24 protein-coding genes and 2 tRNA genes are annotated in these 26,005 nt (G+C 72.1%); 18 read left to right on the plus strand and 8 right to left on the minus strand.

The annotated features are described in order from the left end of the window. Nucleotides 1-10: 10 nt before the first annotated feature. The 4 genes from ACF1AL_RS25015 to ACF1AL_RS25030 all read left to right on the plus strand — a co-directional run bounded on the left by ACF1AL_RS25015 (nucleotide 11) and on the right by ACF1AL_RS25030 (nucleotide 3,365). Nucleotides 11-1,123 carry an SDR family oxidoreductase gene (locus ACF1AL_RS25015; RefSeq protein ID WP_366838352.1) on the plus strand — a complete coding sequence of 371 codons (1,113 nt, stop codon included), beginning with the start codon at nucleotides 11-13 and terminating at the stop codon, nucleotides 1,121-1,123. 333 nt (nucleotides 1,124-1,456) lie between these two features. After that, the gene (locus tag ACF1AL_RS25020) at nucleotides 1,457-1,918 is read left to right on the plus strand and encodes a molybdenum cofactor biosynthesis protein MoaE (protein WP_391827445.1); all 462 of its coding nucleotides are present in this window, start codon (nucleotides 1,457-1,459) and stop codon (nucleotides 1,916-1,918) included. 154 nt (nucleotides 1,919-2,072) lie between these two features. Then, nucleotides 2,073-2,204, plus strand: a complete 132-nt coding sequence (locus ACF1AL_RS25025; protein ID WP_361631373.1) for a hypothetical protein — start codon at nucleotides 2,073-2,075, stop codon at nucleotides 2,202-2,204. Between the two features lie 69 nt (nucleotides 2,205-2,273). Further along, nucleotides 2,274-3,365 carry a PDZ domain-containing protein gene (locus ACF1AL_RS25030; RefSeq protein WP_391780143.1) on the plus strand — a complete coding sequence of 364 codons (1,092 nt, stop codon included), beginning with the start codon at nucleotides 2,274-2,276 and terminating at the stop codon, nucleotides 3,363-3,365. A gap of 6 nt (nucleotides 3,366-3,371) precedes the next feature. Here the strand turns inward: ACF1AL_RS25030 and ACF1AL_RS25035 are convergent, their stop codons facing one another. Continuing rightward, complete coding sequence (locus ACF1AL_RS25035) at nucleotides 3,372-3,911, minus strand: PPA1309 family protein (RefSeq protein ID WP_366839385.1); 540 nt, start codon at nucleotides 3,909-3,911, stop codon at nucleotides 3,372-3,374. 164 nt (nucleotides 3,912-4,075) lie between these two features. Here ACF1AL_RS25035 and ACF1AL_RS25040 point away from each other — a divergent pair, with 164 nt between their 5' ends. The 4 genes from ACF1AL_RS25040 to ACF1AL_RS25055 all read left to right on the plus strand — a co-directional run bounded on the left by ACF1AL_RS25040 (nucleotide 4,076) and on the right by ACF1AL_RS25055 (nucleotide 9,594). After that, entirely contained in the window at nucleotides 4,076-7,051 is a 2,976-nt protein-coding gene (locus tag ACF1AL_RS25040; protein ID WP_391827574.1) for a UPF0182 family protein, read from the plus strand. 41 nt (nucleotides 7,052-7,092) lie between these two features. After that, nucleotides 7,093-7,166 (plus strand) — tRNA-Met (locus ACF1AL_RS25045). A gap of 227 nt (nucleotides 7,167-7,393) precedes the next feature. Beyond that, nucleotides 7,394-9,196: a tetratricopeptide repeat protein gene (locus ACF1AL_RS25050; protein ID WP_391827447.1), complete on the plus strand. Its 1,803-nt coding sequence runs from the start codon at nucleotides 7,394-7,396 to the stop codon at nucleotides 9,194-9,196. 324 nt (nucleotides 9,197-9,520) lie between these two features. Further along, a tRNA-Met gene (locus ACF1AL_RS25055) sits at nucleotides 9,521-9,594 on the plus strand. 132 nt (nucleotides 9,595-9,726) lie between these two features. Here ACF1AL_RS25055 and ACF1AL_RS25060 read toward each other — a convergent pair. Continuing rightward, entirely contained in the window at nucleotides 9,727-10,143 is a 417-nt protein-coding gene (locus tag ACF1AL_RS25060) for a Fur family transcriptional regulator (RefSeq protein ID WP_366839382.1), read from the minus strand. Nucleotides 10,144-10,287: 144 nt separating this feature from the next. Here ACF1AL_RS25060 and ACF1AL_RS25065 point away from each other — a divergent pair, with 144 nt between their 5' ends. Continuing rightward, nucleotides 10,288-11,742: a catalase gene (locus tag ACF1AL_RS25065; protein ID WP_391827449.1), complete on the plus strand. Its 1,455-nt coding sequence runs from the start codon at nucleotides 10,288-10,290 to the stop codon at nucleotides 11,740-11,742. Nucleotides 11,743-11,845: 103 nt separating this feature from the next. On the opposite strand, the gene ACF1AL_RS25070 is transcribed toward ACF1AL_RS25065, so the two are convergent. Then, nucleotides 11,846-12,238 (minus strand): CBS domain-containing protein, encoded by a 393-nt coding sequence (locus tag ACF1AL_RS25070; protein WP_366839380.1) that lies wholly within the window; start codon nucleotides 12,236-12,238, stop codon nucleotides 11,846-11,848. Between the two features lie 160 nt (nucleotides 12,239-12,398). Beyond that, nucleotides 12,399-13,199: a histidinol-phosphatase gene (gene hisN / locus ACF1AL_RS25075; protein WP_384206529.1), complete on the minus strand. Its 801-nt coding sequence runs from the start codon at nucleotides 13,197-13,199 to the stop codon at nucleotides 12,399-12,401. A gap of 160 nt (nucleotides 13,200-13,359) precedes the next feature. Between hisN and ACF1AL_RS25080 the strand changes: the two genes are divergently transcribed. Beyond that, on the plus strand, nucleotides 13,360-13,974 hold the full coding sequence (locus ACF1AL_RS25080; protein ID WP_391827452.1) for a TetR/AcrR family transcriptional regulator: 615 nt from the start codon (nucleotides 13,360-13,362) through the stop codon (nucleotides 13,972-13,974). 209 nt (nucleotides 13,975-14,183) lie between these two features. Here ACF1AL_RS25080 and ACF1AL_RS25085 read toward each other — a convergent pair whose 3' ends face one another. The 4 genes from ACF1AL_RS25085 to ACF1AL_RS25100 form a co-directional block, all read right to left on the minus strand. Then, complete coding sequence (locus ACF1AL_RS25085; protein ID WP_366839377.1) at nucleotides 14,184-14,507, minus strand: multidrug efflux SMR transporter; 324 nt, start codon at nucleotides 14,505-14,507, stop codon at nucleotides 14,184-14,186. Nucleotides 14,508-14,680: 173 nt separating this feature from the next. Further along, on the minus strand, nucleotides 14,681-15,691 hold the full coding sequence (gene rsgA / locus ACF1AL_RS25090) for a ribosome small subunit-dependent GTPase A (RefSeq protein ID WP_366839376.1): 1,011 nt from the start codon (nucleotides 15,689-15,691) through the stop codon (nucleotides 14,681-14,683). A gap of 10 nt (nucleotides 15,692-15,701) precedes the next feature. After that, entirely contained in the window at nucleotides 15,702-17,018 is a 1,317-nt protein-coding gene (gene aroA, locus ACF1AL_RS25095) for a 3-phosphoshikimate 1-carboxyvinyltransferase (protein WP_384206536.1), read from the minus strand. Nucleotides 17,019-17,591: 573 nt separating this feature from the next. Then, a complete protein-coding gene (locus ACF1AL_RS25100; RefSeq protein ID WP_391827454.1) occupies nucleotides 17,592-18,314 on the minus strand; it encodes a M50 family metallopeptidase in 723 nt (240 codons plus the stop codon). A gap of 49 nt (nucleotides 18,315-18,363) precedes the next feature. Here ACF1AL_RS25100 and ACF1AL_RS25105 point away from each other — a divergent pair, with 49 nt between their 5' ends. The 8 genes from ACF1AL_RS25105 (at nucleotide 18,364) to def (ending at nucleotide 25,814) form a co-directional block, all read left to right on the plus strand. Next, nucleotides 18,364-19,179 carry an SOS response-associated peptidase gene (locus tag ACF1AL_RS25105; protein ID WP_391657220.1) on the plus strand — a complete coding sequence of 272 codons (816 nt, stop codon included), beginning with the start codon at nucleotides 18,364-18,366 and terminating at the stop codon, nucleotides 19,177-19,179. Nucleotide 19,180: 1 nt separating this feature from the next. Further along, the gene (locus ACF1AL_RS25110; RefSeq protein ID WP_366839370.1) at nucleotides 19,181-19,807 is read left to right on the plus strand and encodes an alpha/beta family hydrolase; all 627 of its coding nucleotides are present in this window, start codon (nucleotides 19,181-19,183) and stop codon (nucleotides 19,805-19,807) included. Nucleotides 19,808-20,065: 258 nt separating this feature from the next. Beyond that, the gene (locus ACF1AL_RS25115; RefSeq protein ID WP_366839368.1) at nucleotides 20,066-20,761 is read left to right on the plus strand and encodes a sigma-70 family RNA polymerase sigma factor; all 696 of its coding nucleotides are present in this window, start codon (nucleotides 20,066-20,068) and stop codon (nucleotides 20,759-20,761) included. Continuing rightward, nucleotides 20,758-21,060, plus strand: a complete 303-nt coding sequence (gene rsrA / locus ACF1AL_RS25120; RefSeq protein WP_366839367.1) for a mycothiol system anti-sigma-R factor — start codon at nucleotides 20,758-20,760, stop codon at nucleotides 21,058-21,060. The genes ACF1AL_RS25115 and rsrA overlap by 4 nt, the downstream gene beginning before the upstream one ends. Nucleotides 21,061-21,173: 113 nt before the next feature. Beyond that, complete coding sequence (locus ACF1AL_RS25125; RefSeq protein ID WP_391703377.1) at nucleotides 21,174-22,487, plus strand: HD-GYP domain-containing protein; 1,314 nt, start codon at nucleotides 21,174-21,176, stop codon at nucleotides 22,485-22,487. A 284-nt stretch (nucleotides 22,488-22,771) separates the two neighbouring features. Further along, the gene (locus tag ACF1AL_RS25130) at nucleotides 22,772-24,022 is read left to right on the plus strand and encodes an HD-GYP domain-containing protein (protein ID WP_386420188.1); all 1,251 of its coding nucleotides are present in this window, start codon (nucleotides 22,772-22,774) and stop codon (nucleotides 24,020-24,022) included. A 98-nt stretch (nucleotides 24,023-24,120) separates the two neighbouring features. Continuing rightward, nucleotides 24,121-25,101 (plus strand): tetratricopeptide repeat protein, encoded by a 981-nt coding sequence (locus ACF1AL_RS25135; protein WP_391827456.1) that lies wholly within the window; start codon nucleotides 24,121-24,123, stop codon nucleotides 25,099-25,101. A gap of 62 nt (nucleotides 25,102-25,163) precedes the next feature. After that, entirely contained in the window at nucleotides 25,164-25,814 is a 651-nt protein-coding gene (gene def, locus ACF1AL_RS25140) for a peptide deformylase (RefSeq protein WP_384206546.1), read from the plus strand. The last annotated feature ends 191 nt before the right edge of the window (nucleotides 25,815-26,005 follow it).

Consider the following 26,005-nt stretch of genomic DNA (forward strand, 5'->3'; position numbering starts at 1 on the left):
GAGACGCCCGGTGAGTTCCCCAGATCCGCAGGTTCGCGCAGCGCGAAACCACTCAACCACATCCGCCGCGCGCGGGCCCGTCGTCGCGGTCACCGGTGCCGCGTCCGGCGTCGGCGCGCTGCTGACCGAGCGGCTCGCCGCCTCGGAGGAGATCAAGCAGGTCATCGCCATCGACGAGCGGCGCGGCGAGTGCGAGGCCGCGCACTGGCACATCCTGGACGTCCGGGATCCCGCCATCGCCGACAAGCTGCGCGGCGCCGACGTCGTCGTCCATCTGGCCCTCGACCTCGACCTCGGCTCCGACGCCGCCGCCCGGACGGCGTACAACGTCCGGGGAACCCAGACCGTGCTGACCGCCGCGGCGGCCGCCGGGGTGCACCGGGTGGTGCTGTGCACCTCCGCGATGGTCTACGGGGCGCTGCCGGACAACGAGCTGCCCCTGTCGGAGGACGCCGAGCTGCGGGCGACGGCGGAGGCCACGGGGGTCGGGGACCTGCTGGAGATCGAACGGCTCGCCCGGCGCGCTCCGCGGGCGCATCCGGGGCTGAACGTCACCGTGGTCCGTCCCGCGGTGCTGGTCGGCGGTACGGACACCGCGCTGACCAGGTACTTCGAGTCGCCGCGGCTGCTGGTGGTGGCCGGGTCGCGGCCCGCCTGGCAGTTCTGCCACGTCGAGGACCTGTGCAGCGCGCTGGAGTACGCCGTGCTGGAGAAGGTCGACGGGGAGCTGGCCGTCGGCTGCGACGGGTGGCTGGAGCAGGAGGAGGTCGAGGAGCTCAGCGGGATCCGGCGGATGGAGCTGCCGTCGGCGGTCGCGCTCGGCGCGGCGGCGCGGCTGCACCGGATCGGGCTCACGCCGTCGCCGGCGGGGGACCTGGCCTACACGATGTACCCGTGGGTGGTCAGCGGGAGCCGGCTGCACGACGCCGGGTGGCGGCCCCGGTGGACGAACGAGGAGGTGCTGGCCGAGCTGCTGGAGGAGGTGGCCGGGCGGCACACGGTGGCCGGGCGGCGGCTGGGGCGCAAGGACGCGACGGCGGCGGGGGCGGCGGGGGCGACGGTCGCTCTGCTGGGTGCGGCGGCTGTCGTGCGGCGGGCCCGGAAGGCGCGGCGGCGGGTGTGACGGGTTCTTGTGCCCGGCGTTGAGGTGCCGCCGTGGGGTGCGTGCCCTGCGTTTCCCTGCGCCCGGTGTTTCGGTGAACGCCGGGGGGTGCGCGGCCCGGCGCTTGCGGGGTGCCGCTGCGCCCACCCGTGCCGCCCCAGCGGCACGATTGCCCGCAGCTACGTGGGGGAGCCCCGCCTCCCGGCTCCGCCACCCCAGCGGTACGACTGCCCCCAGCTGCGTGGGGTGGGCGCCGGGGCGGTGTGGGCTACGTACGTAGCTACAAGGCGTTGTCCGTGGGGGCCTGGTGAAACGTCTATTTCGGTTGGGAGTGGGGTGGGGCACGATGGGGGTATGGCACCCATGTACGACCATCCCGGTGAGCAGGCTGCGGCGGATCCCATCAAGTTGATCGGCGTGCGGGAGACCGCGCTGTCCGTGGACGAGGTCTTCCGGGCCGTCGGGGACGACGCCTCGGGCGGGACCGCCCTGTTCGTGGGGACCGTGCGCAACCACGACGGGGGCGCCGACGTCGACGCGCTCGGGTACTCCTGCCACCCCTCCGCGGAGGCGGAGGTGCGGCGGATCGCGGAGAAGGTCTGCGCCGAGTACCCCGTGCGGGCGCTGGCCGCCGTCCACCGGGTGGGGGATCTGAGCGTCGGCGATCTCGCCGTCGTCGTCGCCGTGTCCTGCCCGCACCGCGGCGAGGCCTTCGACGCCTGCCGGAAGCTGATCGACGACCTCAAGCACGAGGTGCCGATCTGGAAGCACCAGAGGTTCTCGGACGGCACGGAGGAGTGGGTCGGGGCCTGCTGAACCGGCCGCAAGGGCGAATTCCGGTTGCGTAACCACCCCCCTGGCGTGAGCGTTGTCACGGCAGACGGTTAATCTGCTGATCAGTCAGTAGCGGTCGCTCAGTCGGGGTCGGGAGGTCGCCATGGGGGCGCTCGTCTGGTTGCTGATTCCGCTCGTGGCTGCGGTCGCAGCCGGCTTGTGGGGCAGTTGGGCGAACCGGACCCGCAAGGTCCGCAGCGACGGCCCCGAGCTGGACGGCTATGCCCGCTTCCGCGAGGCGATGGAGAAGTCGCACTCCGGTACGTGAGGCGGCCGCGGCATGGGCGCGGGGCGGCCCTGACGGTGCTCCGACAGGCGCGTCCCGTACTGTCGTGCCATGCCACGCCGCACCGCGACGATGCTCGCCTCCACTCTGATGCTGATCGCACTCCTGTGCGCCGGAGTGCTCATCAACGTGCCGTACTCGGAGATGTCCCCGGGCCCGACCGTGAACACGCTCGGTGACCACGACGGTGAGCCGGTGCTGCAGATCTCCGGGCGCAAGACGTACCCCACGGACGGTCACCTGAACATGACCACCGTGCGCGTCACCAGCGCCGACTACCGGATGAACCTGGTGGAGGCGGTCTACGGCTGGCTGGCGCACGACAACAAGGTCGTGCCGCACGACACGCTCTACCCGGACGGCAAGACGGAGGAGCAGTCCACCCAGGAGAACGCCGAGGAGTTCTCCCAGTCGCAGGAGAGCGCCAAGGTCGCCGCGCTGAAGGAGCTGCACATCCCGGTGCAGTCCTGGGTGATCGTCTCCACGGTCGTCAAGGGCTCCCCGGCGGAGGGCCGGCTGCACGCCGGTGACGTGATCAAGGCCGTCGACGGTACGGCCGTCAAGCAGCCCGGCGACGTCGCCAAGCTGGTGACCAAGCACAAGCCCGGGCAGAACGTCGTCTTCACGATCGTGCCCGCCAAGGAGCAGGCGGCCGCCGAGAAGGAGCACCGGACGGCGAGCGTGACCAAGAACGTCACGATCACCACCGCGTCCTCCGACGACGCCGGCCGCAAGCGGGCCATCGTCGGGATCTCGGCCGGCACCGACCACACGTTCCCGTTCACGATCGACATCAAGCTCGCCGACGTGGGCGGCCCGAGCGCCGGCCTGATGTTCGCGCTCGGCATCTATGACAAGCTCACCCCGGGCGCCCTGACCGGCGGCAAGTTCGTCGCGGGCACCGGGACCATCGACGACGACGGCAAGGTCGGCCCGATCGGCGGCATCGAGATGAAGACCGTCGGCGCGCGCGACAAGGGCGCCCAGTACTTCCTCACGCCCGCCGACAACTGCGCGGCGGCCGCCAAGGACACCCCCGACGGCCTCACCCTGGTCAAGGTGAAGACCATCGGCGACGCCCTGGCCGCCCTGGACGACATCCGCGGCGGCCGCACGGCCGACCTGCCGAAGTGCACCAAGTAGCGGGAGCTACTCCTCGAACGTCGCCGCCAGCGCGTCGGCCAGGCCCGGCACCAGGTCCGGGCCGGTGAGGACCTCCGTCGGGGAGTCCTTCTCCCGCAGCCGCAGCGCCGACTCGCGGGAGCCGTCGCGCAGCACGGCCACCGTCATCCGGACCTCCTGGCGCTCGGGGTGCTCGGCGACCCACTGCGCCAGCTTCTCCCCGTCCAGGCCCTGCGGGACCTGGGCCTCGGCGGACGGCGGCAGCATCAGGCGCTCCACGGTGAGCGCGCAGCCGGCCACCGCCTCGGGCCAGGCGATCGTGGCCAGGAACTCGTCGAGCGGCCGGTCCGTTCCAATCTCGTCCTGCTCGATCGGGGTGAGGCCGGTGGACGCGTCCTCCCCGAGACCGAGCTGGTCGGCGAGCGCGGGTTCCTGAGCTCGCAGCTGCGCGGTGTCGACGAGGGCGAAAAGGCGGGCGGGCTGGTCCCAGCCCAGGCCGGAGGCGTACTCGTCGATCTCGAGCACGGCCCGGGTGAGGGGGTTCGCCGCCATGGGAGTGTTGGACATGGTCACAATCCTGCCTCGTTCCCGGCCGAAATCGGGAACCGAGTAAACCGTGAGTAAGTTGCATAGGTGTGGGCCCGCGATCACGGGGGGCCACGGAGGGCCGGCGAACACGCGGGCCTGACGAGACGACAGCGAACTTCGAGGTGCGCACCTTGGCTTTCCAGATGCCGGACCGCGGCGGAGGCCCCACGGGGCCGCGGATCAGAGTGGGACGCCCGTCCCGGCGTATCCGGACCCTGCTCGCGACGCTGGGCGTCCTTGCCGTACTCGGCATGGCGTTCACCATGTTCGCGGGCTTCTGGACGGACTGGCTGTGGTACCGGTCGGTGAAGTACTCCTCGGTCTTCACCACCACCCTGTGGACCAAGATCGGCCTGTTCTTCGTCTTCGGCCTGCTGATGGCCGTCGCGGTCGGCCTCAACATCTGGCTGGCCCACCGGCTGCGCCCGCCGCTGAGCGCGATGTCGATGGAGCAGCAGAGCCTCGACCGCTACCGGATGGGCATCGCGCCGTACAAGAAGTGGCTGCTGCTCGGGATCGCGGCCCTGGTCGGCCTGATCGCGGGCGCCTCGGCCGCCGGCCAGTGGCGCACCTGGCTGATGTGGGTCAACGGCGTGCCCTTCCACCAGAAGGACCCGCAGTTCCACCTCGACGTCTCCTTCTACGCCTTCGACCTGCCCTGGTACCGCTTCCTGCTGGGCTTCGGCTTCGCCGCCACGATCCTGTCGGTGATCGCCGCCGCGCTCACCCACTACCTGTACGGCGGGCTGCGCGTCACCAGCCCCGGGGCGCGCGCCACGGCCGCCGCGACCGGGCATCTGTCGGTGCTGCTCGGCATCTTCGTCACGCTGAAGGCGGTCGCCTACTGGCTCGACCGCTACGGACTGGCGGTGAAGTCCAGCGACTTCAAGGCGACCGACAACTGGACCGGTCTGCGCTACGTCGACGCCAACGCGTATCTCCCGGCGAAGACGATCCTGTTCTGCATCGCCGTCATCTGCGCGCTGCTGTTCTTCGCGACCCTGTGGCGGCGCACCTGGCAGCTGCCGGTGATCGGCTTCGGCCTGATGGTGCTCTCCGCGATCCTCATCGGCGGGCTCTACCCGGCGATCGTGCAGAAGTTCCAGGTCCAGCCCAACGAGCAGGCCAAGGAAGCCCCGTACGTCCAGAAGAACCTCAAGGCGACGCGCGAGGCGTACGGCATCGACGACACCGAGGTCAGCGAGTACTCGGGCACCAGCACCACCAAGGACAAGACGAAGCTGCGCGACGACGCCGAGAACGTCGCCGGCATCCGGCTGATGGACCCCAACGTCGTCGGCCCGACGTTCCAGCAGCTCCAGCAGGTGCGCAACTACTACGGCTTCCCGTCCAACCTGGCCGTCGACCGGTACAAGACCAAGGACGGCAAGATCCAGGACACCGTCATCGGTCTGCGTGAGCTGAACCTCAACGGTGTGCCCAAGCACAACTGGATCAACGACCACTTCCGCTACACCCACGGCTTCGGCGTGGTCGCGGCCAAGGGCACCGAGGCCGACTCCGAGGGCCGCCCGGTCTTCACCGAGTACGACCTGCCGTCCAAGGGCGACCTCGGCGCCTACCAGCAGCGGGTGTACTACGGCGAGAAGACCACCACGTACTCCATCGTCGGCGGTCCCCAGGAGGAGATCGACTACTCCGACGACAGTGGTGAGAAGACCACCCGCTACACGGGCAAGAGCGGGGTGAACCTCGCCAATCCGCTCAACCGGGCCGCGTACGCGGTGTCGTTCGGCGAGCCGCAGATCCTGTACTCCGGCGCGATCGGCGAGGGCTCGCGGATCCTGTACAACCGCACGCCCAAGGAGCGCGTCGAGGCGGTGGCCCCGTGGCTGACGATCGACGGCGTGACCTACCCGGCGGTGGTCGACGGCCGGATCCAGTGGATCGTCGACGCGTACACCACGACCAACGGCTACCCGTACGCCTCGCGCACCACCCTGGGTGACACGACGACCGACTCGCTGACGGCCGCCAACAACCAGCGCGTGGTGGCCCAGCAGAACCAGGTCAACTACATCCGCAACTCGGTGAAGGCGACCGTCGACGCCTACACCGGTGAGGTCAAGCTCTACCAGTGGGACACCAAGGACCCCGTCCTGAAGACGTGGATGAAGGCGTTCCCGGGCACGGTCCAGCCCAAGAGCGACATCTCCGCCTCGCTGATGGAGCATCTGCGCTACCCGCAGGACCTGTTCAAGGTGCAGCGCGAGCTGCTCACCCGCTACCACGTCGAGGACGCGCAGACCTTCCTCAGCGGCAGCGAGGTGTGGCAGATCCCGGACGACCCGACGAACAAGTCGGGCGACCCGGTGCCGCCGTACTACCTGAGCATGAAGCTGCCGGGGGAGAAGTCCCAGGCGTTCTCGCTGACGACGACGATGACGCCGAACGGCCGGGACAACCTCAGCGCGTTCATGTCCGTCAACGCCGAACCGCAGTCCGGGGACTACGGCAGGATCAGCATTCTGAAACTGCCCACCGGCAAGACGATCGACGGTCCGAAACGGGTGCAGAGCCAGTTCAACTCCGAACCGTCCATCGCCGAGTCGATCAGCCTGCTGCAACGCGGCGACTCCAAGGTGGAGTACGGCAATCTGCTGACCGTCCCACTGGACGGCGGACTGCTCTACGTGGAGCCGGTCTACGTCCGCGGTGGTGACCTCAAGTACCCGCTGCTCCGCAAGGTTCTGGTCACCTACGGCGGCAGCACGGCCTTCGAGAACACCCTGGACGAGGCCCTGAACAAGGTCTTCGGAGCCAACGGTTCCACGGAGCCGCCGGACCAGGGCACCGGCACCACCAAGCCGCCGGCGACCGGCAACCCGACGGTGCAGCAGGCCCTGGACGACGCGCAGAAGGCGTTCGACGCCGGTCAGGAAGCCCTGAAGAAGGGCGACTGGCAGGCGTACGGCCAGGCACAGAAGGACCTGGAGGCCGCCCTGAAGCGGGCCGAGGACGCCCAGGCCAAGGCCGGCCAGGGCGCCCAGGGGACCCAGGGCGGCGGCGGGGCCGGGGCCGGTCCGAGCGCGACTCCGAAGCCCGGGGCGACCGCCGGTGCGACGACCCCCAAGCCGACGGCCTCGCCGAGCGGCTGATCATGACCGCCCCGCGCCGTGGTACGGTTGTCCCACAACGGCGCGGGGTGGAGCAGCTCGGTAGCTCGCTGGGCTCATAACCCAGAGGTCGCAGGTTCAAATCCTGTCCCCGCTACTGAAGTCGACGACTGAGTCGTACGACGGCGAAGGCCCGGATCCTCACAGGGATCCGGGCCTTCGTGTGTGCGAACGCATGTGCCGACGGGTGGGACCGCCGTGCCGCCGTGGGGAGTTGGTCGAACTGTGTTTGACTTGTCTCTCTGTGGGCATGTCGACAAAACGCTGAAGTGACCTCACGGACTGCGGTATACCGGGTGTACCCAGGTTGCAGGTGGTGCGACGATGGACGTTATGGGGGACAAGGCAACTCTGTTCGAGACAGGGCGATTTGTTCAGCCTTCGGGTGATGACGACGAGAGCGAGGCCGCTGAGGAACTGCGTCAGCGACTCGCCGCCGAGGCCGGCGACGTCGAGGCGATGAGCGTCCTCGGGGCCATGCTGCTGCGCCGCGGCGATCTCGACGGAGCCGAACCCCATCTGCGTGCCGCCACCGCGGCGGGCGACCGTGCCGCCGCGAACAACCTGGGCGTCCTGCTGCACCAGCGCGGATACGCCGACGAGGCCGCCGGATGGTGGCGGATCGCGGCCGTCGCCGGTTCCGCCGCCGCCGCGCACGCGCTCGGCCGGCACCACCGTGAGCGCGGCGACGAGCCGGCCGCCGAGTACTGGCTGCGCCAGTCCGCCGAGCAGGGGCACGTCCTCGGCGCCTACGCACTCGCCGACCTGCTGGAACACCGGGCGGACGCCGAGGCCGAGCGCTGGATGCGGGCGGCGGCCGAGCGCGGGCACCGGGAGGCCGCGTACCGGCTCGCGCGGGCGCTCGACGCGCGCGGCACGCGGGAGTCCGGCGGTGACAACGGTGTCGAACAGATGGCCGAGGCCGAGCAGTGGTACCGGCAGGCCGCCGCGCGCGGGCACCGCAGGGCCGCGCTGCACCTCGGGGCGATCCTGGAGAAGCGCGGCGAGCTCAAGGAGGCCGGCCGCTGGTATCTGACCTCCGCCAAGGACGGCGAGCCGCGGGCCGCGTGCGCGCTCGGCTTCCTGCTGCGGGACGCCGGCGACTCCGACAGTGCCGCCGCGTGGTGGCTGAAGGCCGCGCAGGAGGGCGACGGCAACGCCGCGAACGCGCTGGGTGCGCTGCACGCCGAGCGCGGGGAGACGCAGACCGCCGAGCGGTGGTACCGGGCGGCGATGGACGCCGGGGACGTCAACGGCGCGTACAACCTCGGGCTGCTCTGCGCCGAGCAGGGGCGGACCGCGCAGGCCGAGCAGTGGTACCGGCGCGCGGCCTACGCCGGGCACCGGGAGGCGGCGAACGCGCTGGCGATCCTCCTGCTGCGCGGCGGGGACGAGACCGGGGCCGAGCCGTGGTTCTCCAAGGCGGCGGAGGCCGGGAGCGTGGACGCCGCGTTCAACCTGGGCATCCTGTACGCCGGGCGGGGCGAGGAGGAGGCCGCGCTGCGGTGGTACGAGCGGGCGGCGGCCGCCGGGCACACCGAGGCGGCGCTCCAGGTCGGGATCGCGCGCCTGAAGGAGGGCGACGAGCAGGAGGCCGAGCGGCACCTGCGGTGCGCGGCGGGGGGCGGCAGCGCGGAGGCGGCGTACCGCCTGGCGACCGTGCTGGACGCGCGCCGGCCGCCGGCGCCGACGCATGAACTGGGCGAGTCGCTGCAGTCACTGCACGAGAAGACCGAGTGCGAGGAGTGGTACGAGCGGGCGGCCTCCCAGGGGCACCGGCGGGCGCAGGTGCGGGTGGGGATGCTGGCCGCGGCGCGGGGCGACGTCGTCGAGGCGGCGCGGTGGTACCGGGAGGCGGCCGAGGCCGGGTCACGGAACGGGGCGTTCAATCTGGGGCTGCTGCTGGCGCGGGAGGGGAGCGAGCCGGAGGCGGCGATGTGGTGGACGCGGGCCGCTGACGCGGGGCATGGGCGGGCGGCGTTGCGGCTGGCCCTGGTCTACGCGCGTCGGGGGGAGCTGGTGGAGTCGCAGCGGTGGGCTGATCGGGCGGTGGAGCTGGGGCCGGCGGAGGTTGCGGAGCGGGCTGCGCGGCTGCGGGACGCTCTGCGGGAGGAACTCTCGGCGTGAGCTTGTGACGCCGGGGTGGTGAACGCGGTGGGGGAGCGTGCTCTGCCTTTCCTCGCGCCCGGTGTTTCGGTGACCGCCGTGGGGTGCGCTGCCCCGGGGTGCCTGTCGCCCGGCGTTGTGGTGGCCGCCGTGGGGGTGCGCTGCCCGGCGCTTGCGGGGTGCCGCTGCGCCCACCCGTGCCGCCCCAGCGGCACGACTGCCCGCAGCTGCGTGGGGTGGGTGCCGTCGTTGCGCTGCTCGTGCTCCGTTGTGAGGCGTTGCGTTACGGCGTCGGGAAGGGATTTGCTTCTCGTGGTTGTCTTGACGTAGTGTTCCATTCATCGACGCGGGGTGGAGCAGCTCGGTAGCTCGCTGGGCTCATAACCCAGAGGTCGCAGGTTCAAATCCTGTCCCCGCTACTGAAGGCCGAGGGCCGGAAACCGGAAGGTTTCCGGCCCTCGGTGTTTTCCGCGCCTGGCAGAGCGCTCACGCCGCCGGCGCATAAGGAAAACCCCGGTACGGCGGGCGTACCGGGGTGGGGTGTGCAGTCGTTACGCGGTGGTGCAGTTCGGGCACAGGCCGCGGTAGGTGACCTCGACGTCCGAGACCGTGAAGCCGAAGCGCTCGGTGTCGGGGAGGTCGGCCAGCGGGTTGCCCGTGGGGTGCACGTCCTTGATCGCGCCGCAGTTGGCACAGACCAGGTGGTGGTGCGGCCGGTGCGCGTTCGGGTCGTACCGCTTGGCGCGCTTGTCGGTGCTGACCTCGAGCACCTCGCCCAGGGAGACCAGTTCGCCGAGCGTGTTGTACACGGTCGCCCGGGAGATCTCCGGCAGCTTGGCGACGGCCCTGGCGTGCACCTCGTCGGCCGTGAGGTGCACGTGCTCGCCGTCCAGGACCTCGGCCACGACACGCCGCTGCGCGGTCATCCGCCATCCGCGTCCGCGCAGCCGTTCCAGAAGGTCGCTCATGCGGTCCAGCGTAACAGCAAGGGGACCAGGTTCCGAATAGGTGTGAAGTTGGAGCTTCACTTGACTTGGACTTAGTCCAATGTAGGATCGGAAACGGCTTTGGCCATGGGACAGGAATAGACAGCAGTGATGCAGGAGGCGCGCGTGACCACGGGACCGCTCACGACGGAGGCCGGTGCTCCGGTAGCCGACAACAACAACAGCGAGACCGCGGGCGTCGGCGGCCCGGTGCTCGTCCAGGACCAGCTGCTCCTCGAGAAGCTGGCCCACTTCAACCGTGAGCGCATCCCGGAGCGTGTCGTGCACGCCCGCGGCGCCGGTGCCTACGGCACCTTCACGGTGACCGCCGATGTCACGCGGTACACGCGCGCCAAGTTCCTCTCCGAGGTCGGCAAGGAGACCGAGGTCTTCCTGCGCTTCTCGACGGTGGCCGGCAACCTCGGCGCGGCGGACGCGGTCCGTGACCCGCGTGGTTTCGCGCTGAAGTTCTACACCGAGGAGGGCAACTACGACCTCGTCGGCAACAACACCCCGGTGTTCTTCATCCGGGACGCGATCAAGTTCCCGGACTTCATCCACACCCAGAAGCGCGACCCGTACACGGGCTCCACGGAGGCCGACAACGTCTGGGACTTCTGGAGCCTGAGCCCGGAGAGCACCCACCAGGTGACCTGGCTCTTCGGTGACCGCGGCATCCCCGCCTCCTACCGCCACATGGACGGCTTCGGCTCGCACACCTTCCAGTGGAACAACGAGGCCGGCGAGGTCTTCTGGGTCAAGTACCACTTCAAGACCGACCAGGGGATCAAGAACCTCACCGCCGAGGAGGCCGAGGTCCTCGCGGGCAAGGACCCCGACTCCCACCAGCGCGACCTGCGTGAGGCGATCGAGCGCGGCGAGTTCCCGAGCTGGACGGTCTCCGTCCAGATCATGCCGGCGGCGGAGGCGGCGACGTACCGCTTCAACCCGTTCGACCTGACCAAGGTGTGGCCGCACGGCGACTACCCGCTGATCGAGATCGGCAAGCTGGAGCTCAACCGCAACCCGCGCAACATCTTCGCCGAGGTCGAGCAGTCGATCTTCTCGCCCGCCCACTTCGTGCCGGGCATCGGCCCCTCGCCCGACAAGATGCTCCAGGGCCGCCTCTTCGCGTACGGCGACGCGCACCGCTACCGCGTCGGCATCAACGCCGACCACCTGCCGGTGAACCGCCCGCACGCCACCGAGGCGCGCACCAACTCCCGCGACGGCTACCTGTACGACGGCCGTCACGGCGGGGCCAAGAACTACGAGCCGAACAGCTTCGGCGGCCCCGAGCAGACCGGGCGCCCGCTGTGGCAGCCGTTCGACTCCTTCACCGGCGGCACGGGCAACCACCCGACGCCGCGGCACGCCGAGGACAACGACTTCGTGCAGGCCGGCAACCTCTACCGGCTGATGAGCGAGGACGAGAAGGAGCGTCTGGTCGGCAACCTGTCCGGCGCCCTCGCGCAGGTCTCGCGCCAGGACATCGTCGACCGCGCGATCGACAACTTCCGGCAGGCCGACGCCGACTTCGGCAAGCGGCTGGAGTTCGCGGTGCAGGCGCTGCGCGGCTGACCGGCTCACTCGTGCACGGCCGACGGGCCGGGTCCCTTCGCGGGGCCCGGCCCGCCGCCGTGCTCACGTCGCTGTGCTCACGGGCGTGCTCACGTCGCCGTGCTCACGCGGGGACGTTCTCGCGGGCGGGGGCCCAGCACCGGATGATGTCGCGGACCGAGACGATGCCGGCGGGCTCGCCGCGGTCGAGGACGATCAGGTGCCGGAAGCCGCCGTGCGCCATGGCGCGGGCCGCCTCTTCCAGGGTCCAGGACGGGGCCGCGAACACGACGTCGGTCGTGGTGTGGGCGTGGACCTGCTCGGTGTCCGGGCTCTGGCCCAGGCCGACCGAGTTGAGGATGTCGCGTTCGGTGAGGATGCCGATGCCGCCGGCGTCGGGGTCGTAGACCACCGCCGCGCCCACGCGGCGGGCGGACATCAGGGCTGCGGCCTGGCGGAGAGTGTGTTGCGGGCCGATGGTGAGAACCACCGTGGTCATGGCGTCGCGGACGAGCATGTGGTGAGCCACCTCCTCGAGTGCCCCCGCCGGCCTCGGCACTTTGTTCTCGGTTTCACAAATTCACAAGCGGGGGAACTCTCAGAGTGGCAGGTAAAGCAGAGGTCAACAAGAGGGCGCGTGCGGCCCGGTGGGGGCGTGCACGCTCACCTCGGCTTTCTCAGTAGCGCCCGTTGAGATACCCCAGCAACTCGTCGTGCAGCAGGCCGTTGGACGCCGCGGCGTTGCCGCTGTGCGGGCCCGGACGGCCGTCGAGGCCGGTGAACGTGCCGCCGGCCTCCGTCACGACGATCGCGTTGGCGGCCATGTCCCACAACGACAGCTCCGGCTCGGCGCAGATGTCGACCGCGCCCTCCGCGACCAGCATGTACGGCCAGAAGTCGCCGTACGCGCGCGTGCGCCACACCGACCGCGTCAGGTCCAGGAAGCCGTCCAGCCGGCCCCGCTCCTCCCAGCCCGAGAGCGAGGAGTACGCGAAGGAGGCGTCCGTGAGCTTGGAGACGCGGGAGACGTGCAGACGGCTCGCCGTCGACAGACTGCGGCCGGTGTAGGCGCCGTGGCCCTTCGCCGCCCACCAGCGGCGGCCGAGCGCGGGGGCGGAGACGACACCGACGACCGGCTGGTAGCCGCCCTCCCCGGCCTCCATCAGGGAGATGAGGGTGGCCCAGACGGGCACGCCGCGGACGTAGTTCTTGGTGCCGTCGATCGGGTCGATCACCCAGCGGCGCGGGCCGGTGCCCTCGACGCCGTACTCCTCGCCGAGGACCGCGTCGCGCGGACGGGAGCGCGAGAGATGGCCGCGGATGATCTCCTCCGCGGCCTTGTCCGCTTCGCTGACCGGAGTCATGTCCGGCTTCGTCTCGACCTTCAGGTCGAGGGCCTTGAAGCGGTCCATGGTGGTGGCGTCGGCCGCGTCGGCGAGGACGTGGGCGAAGCGGAGATCGTCGAGGTAGTCCGGCATGTGAGGAACGGTAGTCGTCCGGGCGGGGGCGGGACCACCGGGGTCCGGGTGCTGGTCGTGCCCCTCGCGTGCGGTGCATCTCGTGCATACCGGTCCGCACCCTTGACAGTGCATACAAGCCCGTCAAACCTGGGCGCAGAGTCGGTGCCCTTGGGAGGCGATGATGCCTGCTGCTCGGGAAACCCTGCTGGATGCCGCTTACGCGGCGGTGGCACGACGGCCGTGGCCGGCGGTGCGGATGGTGGACGTGGCCGCCGCGGCGGGAGTGTCCCGGCAGACGCTGTACAACGAGTTCGGCAGCAAGGACGGGCTCGCCCGGGCGCTGGTCCGAAGGGAGGCGGACGCCTATCTCGCCGGCGTCGAGCGGGCGCTCGCCGGACACGGCGACCCCGCCGAGCGGCTGACCGCGGCCGCGGAGTGGACGGCGTCGGCGGCCGGTGACAACGCACTGCTGCGCGCCCTGCTCACCGGGTGCTGGAACGAGCGGCTGCCCGCGCCGCCGCTGAGGGCCGTGGCGTCCACGTCGTCCGTGCCGGCGCAGCGCCGGGCCGACGGGCCGCTGCCCTCACCCGGCGACTTCGTGGCGCAGGTGCGTGACCGGGCCGTGGCCGCGCTGTCCGGCACCACCCTGGCCGGGACCGGCAAGGCGGACGCCGGCCTGGCCCGCGTCTGCGAACTCGTCGTGCGGGTGGCGGTGTCCTGCATAGCCGCCCCGCCCGGCGAGGGCGGCGTCGCCGAGCTGGTGCACGGTGTGCTGCCCCACCAGGCGGCGTAGACGGGCGACGGCCCCGGACCGCACGGCACGGGCGGCCGGGGCTCAGCGAGGAGGAGCGCGAGGAGTTCACCGCGCCGGGATCCGCGGGCGGGAGCGGGACAGCCGCAGGCCGATCAGTGCGCGGGACGGGACAGCCGCAGGCCGATCAGTGCGCGGGACGGGACAGCCGTAGGCAGATCAGTGCGCGGAACGGGACAGCCGCAGGCGGATCAGTGCGCGGAACCGGACAGCTGGAGGCCGATGACGCCGATGATGACGAAGCTGATCGAGACGATCTTCAGGGTGGACACCAGGTCACCGAGGAAGACCATGCCGTAGATCGCGGTGCCGGCCGCGCCGATGCCGGTCCAGACCGCGTAGGCGGGGCCCACGTCGAGCTTCTTGAGCGACAGCGTCAGCAGGCCGAAGCTGCCGAGCGCGAAGCAGGCGAACGCGATCGTCGGCCAGAGCCGGGTGAACCCGTGCGAGAGCTTCAGGCACACGGCGAAACCGGTCTCCAGAATCCCGGCCACTATGACCAGCAGCCACGCCATGTGCTGTCCTCCCGTTGATCCGGATCTCCGGCTCGGTGCGATTATGCACTTACCGAACCCGAGCCCCGGCAAACAACGCGGACCCGAGCGGCGCGGACCCGTACGACTCGAACCCGTACGACTCGGACCCGTACGACTCGCCAAGGGGCGGCGCGCAGCCGCGTGGCGGCGGCTCAGTCGCCTTCGGTGCGCTCCCTCGTCGACAGCAGCCGGCGCAGCGAGTACAGCCGGGCCGGATCGGCGTGGCCCTCGGCGACCCACGCGTCCAGCGCGCAGTCCGGCTCGTCGTGGCTGCACGCGCGCGGGCAGCCCTCCGTGCCCGGTTCGAGGTCGGGGAAGGCGTGGATCACCCGGGACGGGTCGATGTGCGCCAGGCCGAAGGACCGCACGCCCGGGGTGTCGATCACCCAGCCGTCCTCGCCGTCCAGCGGCAGGGCCAGCGCGGAGGTGGTGGTGTGCCGGCCGCGGCCCGTCACCGCGTTGACGTGGCCCGTCAGCCGCCGCCGTTCCTCCGGCACCAGCGCGTTGACCAGCGTCGTCTTGCCGACGCCGGAGTGGCCGACGAACGCGGTGATCCGCCCCTCCAGCTGCGCGCGCACCCGGTCCGCCGCGTCGCCGTTCTCCAGCTCCTCCCGGCTGGTGACGACGTAGGGGATGTCCAGGTCGCCGTAGAGCTCCAGGAGCTTGTCCGGCGGGGCGAGGTCCGACTTGGTCAGCACCAGCAGCGGTTCCAGGCCGCCGTCGAACGCCGCGACCAGGCAGCGGTCGATCAGACGCGGGCGCGGCTCCGGGTCGGCGAGGGCGGTGACGATGGCCAGTTGGTCGGCGTTGGCGACGACCACCCGCTCGTAGGGATCGTCGTCGTCGGCCGTGCGGCGCAGCACCGAGGTGCGCTCCTCGATGCGCACGATCCGGGCGAGCGTGTCCTTCTTGCCGGTCAGGTCGCCGACGATCGCCACCCGGTCACCGACCACCGCCGCCTTGCGGCCCAGCTCCCGCGCCTTCATCGCCATGACCGTGCGGCCGTCGACGAGGCAGGTCAGCCGCCCCCGGTCGACGGTGAGGACCATGCCCTCGGCGGCGTCCTCGTGCTTGGGCCGGATGCTGGAGCGCGGCCGGCTGCCCCGGCGTCCGGGGCGGGTGCGGATGTCGTCCTCGTCGGTGTGCTTGCCGTAGCGGCGCATGGCGGAACCCCTATGCCCCGAGCATCCCGGTCCACAGTTCGGGGAATTCGGGCATGGTCTTCGCCGTCGTCGCCACGTTCTCGATCTCCACGCCGTCCACGGCCAGGCCGATGATCGCGCCGGCCGTCGCCATGCGGTGGTCCTCGTAGGTGTGGAAGACACCGCCGTGCAGCTTGCGCGGGCGGATGTGGAGGCCGTCGGCGGTCTCGGTGACGTCGCCGCCGAGCTCGTTGATCTCCTTGGTCAGCGCGGCCAGCCGGTCCGTCTCGTGCAGCCGCAGATGCGCCACCCCGCGCAGGGTGGACGGCGAGTCGGCGAGCGCGGCGACCGCGGCGATGCCCGGGGTCAGCTCGCCCACCTCGCCGAGGTCGACGTCGATGCCGTGCACGCTGCCGGAACCGGTGAAGACCAGGCCGTAGTCGGTCAGCTCGCAGGAGCCACCCATCTCGGTGAAGATCTCCCGCAGCCGGTCACCCGGCTGGGTGGTGTGCACCGGCCAGTCCGGGATGACGACCCGGCCGCCGGTCACCAGCGCCGCCGCGAGGAACGGCTGCGCGTTGGACAGGTCCGGCTCGACGGTCAGGTCCCGGCCGAGCAGCGCGCCCGGGGTCACCCGCCACACGTTGGGCTCGCCGCCCGACTCGGGGGTGTCCACCTGGGCGCCGACCGCGCGCAGCATGTCGACGGTCATCTGGATGTGCGGCAGGGACGGCAGGCTGGCGCCGGTGTGCCGGACCTCCACGCCCTGGTTGAACCGCGGCCCCGACAGCAGCAGCGCGGAGACGAACTGCGAGGACGACGACGCGTCGATCTCCACCGGGCCGCCGTCCAGCGCGCCCCCGCCGTGCACGGTCATCGGCAGCGCACCGCGGCCGTCGTCGTCGATCCGGGCGCCGAGCACGCGCAGCGCGTCGATGACACCGTGCAGGGGACGCTCGTACGAGCGCGGGTCGCCGTCGAAACGGATCGGGCCGTCGGCGAGCGCGGCCACCGGCGGCAGGAACCGCATCACCGTGCCGGCGTTGCCGACGTCGACCGTGGCCGGGCCGCGCAGGCCGGTCGGCAACACCCGCCAGGCCTCGCCGGTGCCGTCCGGGCCGACGCCCTCCTCGATCTCGACGCCCATCGCCCGCAGGGCCCCGGCCATCAGCAGGGTGTCGCGGGAGCGCAGCGGGCGGCGCAGCCAGCCCGGCTCGGAGGCGAGGGCGGCGAGCACGAGAGCGCGGTTGGTGACCGACTTGGACCCGGGCACGTGGACCGTCGCGTCGACGGCTCCGCTCGCGTGCGGGGCGGGCCAGAGGGCGGTGTGTGCGGGGTTCGGGGCCATGGGGCCACTTTATAAGGCCCCGGGATACGGGTCGCCGCGAGCGCCCACCGACGAGGACACCCACGAGACGCCCCGGCCGGCGCTCCGGGACCCGGCCGCGGAGCGGGTCCGCGGCCCCGCGCCACCGGCCGGCGGGCGGTACGGCGGCTCTTCACCGGCGGTACGGCGGCCCGCCGGCCTCCCCGGCCTCACCGGCCCCGCCGTCACGAACCGGCAGGCGGTACGGCGGCCCGCCCGGCTCGGCAGCCGCCCAGCCCGGGGACGTCCAGCCCGGTGAGGCCCTGGCCCGGCGGCGGCCCGGCGGCTTCCGGCGGTCCGGCCGCGACCCGGCCGGCGGCGATCCGGCGGCCCGGCGCCGCCTCGTCACCGGCTCCCGCCGCCCGGCCGCCGTACGGCGCCGGCCGTCACACGTCCTGGCTACGGCCTGTCGGGAGCCCGGCCGTCACACCTGCGGGCGGCACCCCTTCGCCCCGCCGTGGTCGTACCGGCGAAGCCCGGCCGAGCCCGGCCGCCGCGCCGCCCGCAGGCGGTTCTGCGACGACCCGCTCGCGGCTCGGCGCCGACCGGCCGCCCTCACAGCCCCAGCAGCCACCGCCCCCCGCCCATCAGGGAGCACAGCGACACCGCGTGGAACAGGAACAGCCACAGGGCCGCGGGGGCGTGGGTCAGGCGGGCGAGCTGGTCCGCGTCGGAGTCGCCGGCGCCGCCCCGGGAGCGCTTCGCCTGCAGCTCGAAGGCCGGGCGTACGCCGCCCAGCAGCAGGAACCACACCACCGCGTACGCGAACGCGGCCTGCACCTGGGGTCCGGTGAGCCAGGAGACGAGCACGAAGGTGCCGCCCGTGAGGAGGACCGTCAGCGCGCCGTAGGCGTTGCGGATCATCACCAGCATCGCCACCAGCAGGGCCGTCGCGACCCACAGCAGCAGCGTGATCCGGCCGGCCGCGAGCAGGGCCGCGCCGCCGAGGCCGAGCAGCGGGGGAGCGGTGTAGCCGGCGGCCGCGGTGAGGATCATGCCGAGCCCGTACGGCTTGCCGCGGCTCACGGTGAGCCCGCTGGTGTCGGAGTGCAGCCGGATGCCGGTCAGCTGCCGGCCGGTGAGCAGCGCGACCAGGCCGTGACCGCCCTCGTGGGCGATGGTGATGGCGTTGCGGGCTATGCGCCACAGCGTGTGCGGGACGACCACGGCCAGTGCCGCGACCATGGTCGCCAGCACCACCCACAGGTCCGGATCGGACTGGGTACCGATGAGCCGGTCCCAGAGGTCGGGCAGCGCGGTCGCGGCGAGGCTGTCCATGTGTGGAAGTGGCTCCTCTGCTGGTGGGGAGTCTGGCAGGGTGGCACGTATGTGCGGACGGTATGCATCGAGTCGTAGGCCCGAGGATCTCGCAGGCATCTTCGAGGTCGAGAAGTGGGAGCCCGAGGAGACCCTGGAGCCCGACTACAACGTGGCCCCGACCAAAGAGGTCTACGCCGTCCTGGACCGCCCCCTCAAAGACGTGCCGGACCCGCGTCCGGTTCGGCAGCTGCGCAAGCTGCGGTGGGGGCTCGTGCCGTCCTGGGCGAAGACGCCCGAGGGCGGCGCCCGCATGATCAACGCGCGCGCCGAGACGGTGCACGAGAAGCCCGCCTACCGCCGCGCCTTCACTTCCCGGCGCTGCATCCTGCCCGCCGACGGCTACTACGAGTGGGTCACCGGCAAGGAGGAGCGCGAGCTGGAGGTCGAGGGCAGGAAGAAGCGGCCGCGCAAGCAGCCGTACTTCGTGCTGCCGGCCGACGGATCGGTGTTCGCGATGGCCGGCCTGTACGAGTTCTGGCGGGACGGCACCCTGCCGGACGACCACCCGCAGGCCTGGTGGGTGACCTGCTCGGTGATCACCACGGAGGCCGAGACGTCGCCGCTGGCCGTCGCCCCCGCCGAGGGCCCGCACGCGCTGGCCGACATCCACCCGCGGATGCCGCTGATGCTCACCCCGGACCGCTGGGACGCCTGGCTGGACCCGGCCCGCACCGACCCCGACGACCTGCGCGAGCTGCTCGCGCCGCCGCCCGCCGGCCTGATGCGCGCCTACCCCGTCTCCACGGCCGTGAGCAATGTCCGCAACAACGGCCCGGAGCTGCTCAAGGAGCTTCAGGGCCCGGAAGAGGGCACACTCTTCTAGCGTGATCGAGATTGTCGAGACCGAGGCCGGAACCGCACGCATCACCTGGCACCGGGCGGAGGAACCCCGGCTGGTCCTCGCCCTGAGCCATGGCGCCGGCGGCGGCGTCGAGGCCCGCGACCTGCAGGCCCTCGCCCGGGTCCTGCCCGGGCACGGCGTCACCGTGGCCCTCGTCGAGCAGCCCTGGCGGGTGGCCGGCAAGAAGGTCGCGCCCGCGCCGAAGACGCTGGACACCGGCTGGCGCGGCATCTGGCCGGCGCTGGCCGGGATGGAACTGCCGGTGATCTCCGGCGGCCGCAGCGCCGGCGCCCGCGTCGCCTGCCGTACGGCGTCCGAGCTGGGCGCGCACGCGGTGCTCGCGCTGAGCTTCCCGCTGCACCCGCCGGGCAGACCGGAGAAGTCCCGGGCCGAGGAGCTGCTGGGCGCCGGGGTGCCCACGCTCGTCGTCCAGGGCGGCAACGATCCCTTCGGGAGGCCGCAGGAGTTCCCGGACGGGTCGTACGACCTGGTCGAGGTGGCGGACGCCGATCACGGCTTCGCCGTGCCCAAGCGGGCGGCGATCACCCAGGAGCAGGCACTGGAGACCGTCACCGCCGGTGTCGTGCGGTGGGTCGGGTCACTGGCCTGAAAGGGCCGGGAATGACGGGCGGACGGTCGCTGTTGAGGCGGACAGAAGTGCTGGGGAATCAGCACCGACGTCGTGGGAGAGGAAGTCCGCCGCATGGGTTCGACCACATGCCCGAGCCGTCAGCTGCGCGCCGACCTGGACTGGACGGTGCTGCACGCGGCCAAGACCGCTCCTATTCGAGCGGCGGCAGGCACGGGTCGTCGTCTATCCTCCGATTCGGGTGGGACCGGTTTCGGCCGCCCGACGTCGCTTGAGGAGGTGGGTCCGGTTCCCGGTACCGACGCAGGGACCGACAACGGCCAGACGGGGGTGCCCGAGGGCCAGGGCGCCGGCGCGGACGCGAGCACGGAGTCGACCGCGGAGCGCAGCGCGCGCTTCGAGCGGGACGCGCTCGAATTCCTGGACCAGATGTACTCGGCCGCCCTGCGCATGACGCGCAACCCGGCCGACGCCGAGGACCTGGTGCAGGAGACGTACGCCAAGGCGTACGCGTCCTTCCACCAGTTCCGCGAGGGCACCAACCTCAAGGCGTGGCTGTACCGGATCCTGACCAACACCTTCATCAACTCCTACCGCAAGAAGCAGCGCGAGCCCCAGCGCTCCGCGGCGGAGGAGATCGAGGACTGGCAGCTCGCGCGCGCCGAGTCGCACATGTCCACGGGTCTGCGCTCCGCGGAGTCGCAGGCGCTGGACCACCTCCCCGACTCGGACGTGAAGGAAGCGCTGCAGGCGATCCCCGAGGAGTTCCGCATCGCCGTCTACCTCGCCGACGTAGAGGGCTTTGCCTACAAGGAGATCGCGGACATCATGGGGACACCCATCGGTACGGTGATGTCCCGGCTGCACCGGGGCCGCCGTCAACTGCGCGGAATGCTCGAGGACTACGCCCGTGAGCGCGGGCTGGTCCCGGCCGGCGCCGGAGAGTCGAACGAAGCGAAAGGCTCGGGCTCATGAGCTGCGGAGAGCCGCACGAGACGGACTGCAGTGAGGTCCTGGACCATCTGTACGAGTTCCTCGACAGTGAGATGCCGGACGTCGATCGCGACAAGTTCAAGCAGCACTTCAAGGAGTGCTCGCCGTGCCTGGAGAAGTACGGCCTGGAGCAGGCCGTGAAGAAGCTGGTCAAGCGGTGCTGCGGGCATGACGACGTGCCCACCGACCTGCGCGCCAAGGTCCTCGGGCGGCTGGACCTGATCCGTTCCGGACAGGCGGTCCCCGAGCACGACGTCACCGCTGCGCCGCAGGAGTCCTGACTCCCCGCTGTCACCCGAACGTGCTAATCCGCGGGTCATCCGCCCGCGGAGCCCCCTGACGCCGCCCTAGGCTCCGAACCCTGGAGGCGGCGCGGGCCGGGGGAGGGGCGTTCATGGAGGCGGTTCCGGTACGGGCACGCGTCTGTGTGGCCGTCGCCGTCGCCGGTGCCGTGCTCTGCCTGCTCCCCCTGCCGTCCGTGCGGACGTCCTGGTGGGCGCTCGCCCTGCTCGCCGCGCTCTACGCCGCGGGCGAGCGGGTCGCGCGCCCCCGCTTCGCCGGAACGTTCTACCCCGTCCTGCTCGCCGGGGCCTTTCTGCTGCCGGCGCCCGCCGCGGCGCTGGTGGCGCTGCCCGGCGCCCTGCTCGCCCCGGTCGAGCAGCGGCCCGTGCTGCTGCGCCGGCTCTGGCGTGCCTCCCAGCTCGCGCTCGGCGTGTGGGCGGCGGCCCGGGTGCACACCGCGTTCGGTGGCCGGGACGCGGTCGCCGCGTCCGACTTCCCGTACGTGCTCGGACCGGCCGGTGCCGCCGTGCTCACCTTCTGCCTGGTCCTTGTGGTCCTCGACGGGGGCATCCGCGCCTGCGCCGACCGGGTCCCCGCGCGCCGTGCCTGGCGCGGGCTGTTCCTGCGCTCCCTCGGCCCGCTCGCGGTGCACGGGCTCGCCGGGCTGATGATGGCCGTGCTGTGGCGCAGCCGTTACGGTCCCGTCGCCGCGCTCCTCGTGCTGCTGCCGATGTGCGTCTCCTGGTGGGTCTTCGCCCAGTACCACCGGCAGCGCGCCGCCCACCAGGCCACGATCCGCGCGCTGGTGCAGGCCGTGGACATCAAGGACGGCTACACACGCGGCCACAGCGAGCGGGTCGGCCAGGCATCCATGATGATCGCCCGCGAACTGGGCATGGACGACGAGCGCGTGGAGGTGCTGCGCTTCGCCGGGATCCTGCACGACGTGGGCAAACTCGGCGTCCCCACCCGGCTGCTGCGCAAGGACGGCCCGCTCACGCCCGAGGAGCGGCGGGTGATCGAACTGCATCCCGAGTACGGCCACGACATCGTGCGCGGCATCTCCTTCCTCGGCGAGGCCCGTTCGGCCGTCCTGCACCACCACGAACGCATCGACGGCAGCGGCTACCCGTACGGTCTGCGCGGCGGTCAGATCCCCGAGCCCGCCCGGGTGGTCGCGGTCGCCGACGCCTTCGACGCGATGACGTCCACGCGCAGTTACAGCAGGGCGCGGCCGGTGCCGGCGGCGCTGGCGGAGCTGGAGCGGTGCGCCGGCGCGCAGTTCGACCCGCGCATGGTCGAGGCGCTCGTCCGCGCGGTGGCCCGCCAGGGCTGGCACCCGTCCGTCACCGCCGAGGAACCTCCGCCCCCGCCCGCCCCTCCGTCCCCCCGCCCGGCCCCCACCCGCCCGGGAGCCCACCGGTGAACGGGCGGCCCGGACCCGCGGACGGCGCGGCGCACGGGGGCGGGGTACCGGACGGGAAGCCCGCCGGTCTCCCGCGGCAAGCGGAGCCCGCGGGAGCGGCGCCGGGTGCGCCGCCCGCCGGGGAGCCCGTCGGCGAGGTGCGTGAGGCGCCCGCTGAGGCGGTGCGCGGGGCGTCCGCCGGCGAGGTGCGGGGACCGTCCGGCGGCGCGGTGCGCGGGGAGCCCGCCGGCGTGCCGCTCCCCGCGGGCGCGGAACGCGAGACCGGGGGCGGGCGGGTCTGCCGGGTGCGGGCCGCGCCGGTGCTGATCTGCGTGCACGCCTGTGCCGGGTTGCTGGCTCTCGTCTGTCTCGGGGACACCCTGCGTACGGGGCTCGACGACCGGCCTATCGCGCTCGCCTTCGGTGCGCTCGTCGCCATAGGGGAGCTCACCCGGTGGAGCGGTCCGCAACTGCGGGAGCCGGCGCCGCTCGGGGCCGCGGGGGCCTTGTCGTACGCCCTGCTGGGGCAGTGCGCCGGGCTGCCCACCGGGCACGGGCCGGCGCAGGTCGTCACCGTGGTCTGCGCCGCCGCGCTGCTGGGCGGTGTGCCGCACATCGCGTGCGGGCGCGGGCCGACGCCGGACGACCTGGCGCGGCGCACGCTGACCGCCGGGTTCGCCGCCGCCTGCTTCCAGCCGCTGTACAACCGCGGCGACTTCGACAGCTTCACCGGCCCCGCCTACGCCCTGCTGCTGGTCGCCGTGCTCGCGCTGACGGCCCTGTGCGACGCGGTGCTCGCCGCCGCCCTGGCCCACGCGCGCACCCGGTGGCCGTTCGCACCGCTGCTGCGCGACCAGCTGCGGGCGCTGCCCGGGATCGGCTCGGCGGTGTGCGCGACCGGCGCGGTGATGGCGCTCGGGGTGGCCGTCGCGGGTCTGTGGGCGCTGCCGGTGTTCTGTCTGCCGCTGCTGCTGACCCAGCTGGCGTTCCGCCGGTACGCGGCCGTGCGCGCCACCTACCGGCAGACCATCGCCTCCCTGGCCCGGGCCACCGAGATCGCCGGGTACACGCCCGCCGGGCACGCGCTGCGGGTCGCCGCGCTCAGCCAGGCGGTCGGGCGCGACCTCGGCCTGAGCGAGCCGGAGCTGACCGTGCTGGAGTACGCGGCGCTGATGCACGACATCGGGCAGCTCAGCCTTCTCGACCCGGTCCCGGCCGGCGCAACGGCCTGCCTGCCGCCCGAGGAGCAGCGCAGGATCGCCCTGCTCGGCGGCGCCGTCGTACGGCAGACCGGGGTGAGCCGGCAGGTCGCGAGGGTCGTGGAGCGGCAGGCCGACCCGTGCGGGGAGCAGCCGCTCGCGGCGCGGATCGTGCGCGCGGTGAACGCCTACGAGGAGAAGGCGCGGGACGCGGGGCCGGGCGGGGCGCTGGCGGCGCTGGAGGAGCTGCGGCTGGGGACGGCCGGGGACTATGCGCCGGAAGTGGTGGAATCGCTGGCCCGGGTACTGTCCCGGGAGCGGTCTGACCGGCCCCCCAGCTGGGTAACCCATGGGTAATGAGCGCCTCTCCCGGCGTACGTGGTTGGATGCGAGGGAGAGGGTGTCCGGGGGCGAGCCGGCCCACTTTCCGGAACTGGAACTGGCAGGCGGGAATCGTGAGGATCTTCGGCAAGGGACGGCACCGGCCCTCCGCCTCCTGGCGGCAGGCCACGGACCGCGCGTTCACGCTGATCGGCGACGGCCGGTACGAGGACGCGGGCGCGCTGCTGACGCGGGCCGCCGATCTGGAGCCCTGGCTGTCGGAGTCCTGGTTCAACCTCGCGCTGCTGCACAAGTTCCGGCACGACTGGGAGCAGGCGCGGGCCGCGGGCCTGCGCGCCGTCGCGCTGCTGGAGAAGGAGACCGGGGCGCCCGACTGGTGGAACGTGGGCATCGCCGCGACCGCGCTGCAGGACTGGCCGCTTGCCCGGCGGGCCTGGCAGGCGTACGGGCTGCACGTGCCCGGCGGTGCCACCGCCGCCGGTGAGCCGGCCGGCATGGACCTGGGCAGCGCGGCCGTACGGCTCTCCCCGGAGGGTGAGGCCGAGGTGGTGTGGGGCCGGCGGCTGGACCCGGCCCGGATCGAGGTGCTGTCCATTCCGCTGCCGTCGTCCGGGCGGCGCTGGGGCGAGGTCGTGCTGCACGACGGCGTCCCGCACGGGGAGCGCACCACGTCCATCGGGCACGCCTTCCCGGTGTTCGACGAGATCGAGCTGTGGGCGCCGTCGCCGGTGCCGACCTGGGTGGTGCTGATCGAGGCGGCGACCGAGGCGGACCGGGACGCGTTGGAGCAGCTCGCCGCGGACGCCGGGTTCGCCGCGGAGGACTGGTCGTCGTCGGTGCGGCTGCTGTGCCGGATGTGCTCGGAGTCGCGGATGCCGGCGGACGAGGGCGACGGTGTGCACCTCGACCCGCACGACCACAGCGAGCCGGGCCACCCGGGCCCGCTCGGGCACCGCACGGACGGGCAGCTGTGGGTGCCGGAGCGCGAGTGCGGGGTGGCGGCGCCGGCCTCGCTGGTCAGGGGACTGCTCGACGGGTGGGTCGCGGACAGCCCGGACTCGCGGGACTGGCGGGATCTGGAAGAGGTCTGTTAGGGCCCGCCGTACCCTGTATCAGCAACATCCCTTTTGTTTGTTCAGGAAGGCTTACGTCGGTCATGGCGCAGCAGGACACCGATCAGCAGCACGCGGGCGTGCTCCCCGTCGACGACGAGGGGTACGTCGTCGACACGGAGGACTGCGAGGAGCGCGAGACCGCCTGGCGTGAGCGCGGCACCTCGCGGCCCATCACGGTCGTCGGCAACCCGGTGCTGCACAAGGAGTGCAAGGACGTCACCGACTTCGGCGACGACCTGCAGCAGCTGGTCGCGGACATGTTCGCCTCGCAGCGCACCGCGGAGGGCGTCGGCCTGGCCGCCAACCAGATCGGCGTCGACCTGAAGGTCTTCGTCTACGACTGCCAGGACGACAACGGCGTCCGGCACGTCGGCGTGGTGTGCAACCCCAAGCTGGTCGAACTGCCTGCCGACAAGCGCCGGCTGGACGACAGCAACGAGGGCTGCCTGTCGGTGCCGACGGCGTACGCGCCGCTCGCCCGCCCCGACTACGCCGAGGTCACCGGCCAGGACGAGCGGGGCAACCCGATCAAGGTGCGCGGCACCGGCTACTTCGCCCGGTGTCTGCAGCACGAGACCGACCACCTGTACGGCTACCTGTACATCGACCGGCTCTCCAAGCGCGAACGCAAGGACGTGCTGCGGCAGATGGCCGAGAACGAGCCGCGCTACCCGGTCGTCGCGAACGACTGACGTCACAACCGCCTCTCGAACGGCGCCGCTTCGGGCCTGACCGCCCCAAGCGGCGCCGTTCGTCTGTTCGTCGTGCGTTCGAGCCCCTGCGCTCATCTCTTGATCGATAAGCAGTCACATAGGGGGAGAATCTCGGCACCTCGGGGTAGTGAATGAAGCAAATCCGTTCCCAGAACGGTCAGTTGTGGTGC

The sequence above is a fragment of the Streptomyces sp. NPDC014801 genome (assembly GCF_043082085.1).
GTDB lineage: Bacteria > Actinomycetota > Actinomycetes > Streptomycetales > Streptomycetaceae > Streptomyces.

Bases quoted from the DNA above. Each gene is read 5' to 3' on its own strand.
- ACF1AL_RS25020 (WP_391827445.1), top strand. From the start codon at position 1,457: ATGGCACCCATGTACGACCATCCCGGTGAGCAGGCTGCGGCGGATCCC.
- ACF1AL_RS25030 (WP_391780143.1), top strand. From the start codon at position 2,274: ATGCCACGCCGCACCGCGACGATGCTCGCCTCCACTCTGATGCTGATC.
- ACF1AL_RS25035 (WP_366839385.1), bottom strand. From the start codon at position 3,911: ATGTCCAACACTCCCATGGCGGCGAACCCCCTCACCCGGGCCGTGCTC.
- ACF1AL_RS25040 (WP_391827574.1), top strand. From the start codon at position 4,076: ATGCCGGACCGCGGCGGAGGCCCCACGGGGCCGCGGATCAGAGTGGGA.
- ACF1AL_RS25050 (WP_391827447.1), top strand. From the start codon at position 7,394: ATGGACGTTATGGGGGACAAGGCAACTCTGTTCGAGACAGGGCGATTT.
- ACF1AL_RS25060 (WP_366839382.1), bottom strand. From the start codon at position 10,143: ATGAGCGACCTTCTGGAACGGCTGCGCGGACGCGGATGGCGGATGACC.
- ACF1AL_RS25070 (WP_366839380.1), bottom strand. From the start codon at position 12,238: ATGCTCGTCCGCGACGCCATGACCACGGTGGTTCTCACCATCGGCCCG.
- hisN (WP_384206529.1), bottom strand. From the start codon at position 13,199: ATGCCGGACTACCTCGACGATCTCCGCTTCGCCCACGTCCTCGCCGAC.
- ACF1AL_RS25080 (WP_391827452.1), top strand. From the start codon at position 13,360: ATGATGCCTGCTGCTCGGGAAACCCTGCTGGATGCCGCTTACGCGGCG.
- ACF1AL_RS25085 (WP_366839377.1), bottom strand. From the start codon at position 14,507: ATGGCGTGGCTGCTGGTCATAGTGGCCGGGATTCTGGAGACCGGTTTC.
- rsgA (WP_366839376.1), bottom strand. From the start codon at position 15,691: ATGCGCCGCTACGGCAAGCACACCGACGAGGACGACATCCGCACCCGC.
- aroA (WP_384206536.1), bottom strand. From the start codon at position 17,018: ATGGCCCCGAACCCCGCACACACCGCCCTCTGGCCCGCCCCGCACGCG.
- ACF1AL_RS25100 (WP_391827454.1), bottom strand. From the start codon at position 18,314: ATGGACAGCCTCGCCGCGACCGCGCTGCCCGACCTCTGGGACCGGCTC.
- ACF1AL_RS25105 (WP_391657220.1), top strand. From the start codon at position 18,364: ATGTGCGGACGGTATGCATCGAGTCGTAGGCCCGAGGATCTCGCAGGC.
- rsrA (WP_366839367.1), top strand. From the start codon at position 20,758: ATGAGCTGCGGAGAGCCGCACGAGACGGACTGCAGTGAGGTCCTGGAC.
- ACF1AL_RS25125 (WP_391703377.1), top strand. From the start codon at position 21,174: ATGGAGGCGGTTCCGGTACGGGCACGCGTCTGTGTGGCCGTCGCCGTC.
- def (WP_384206546.1), top strand. From the start codon at position 25,164: ATGGCGCAGCAGGACACCGATCAGCAGCACGCGGGCGTGCTCCCCGTC.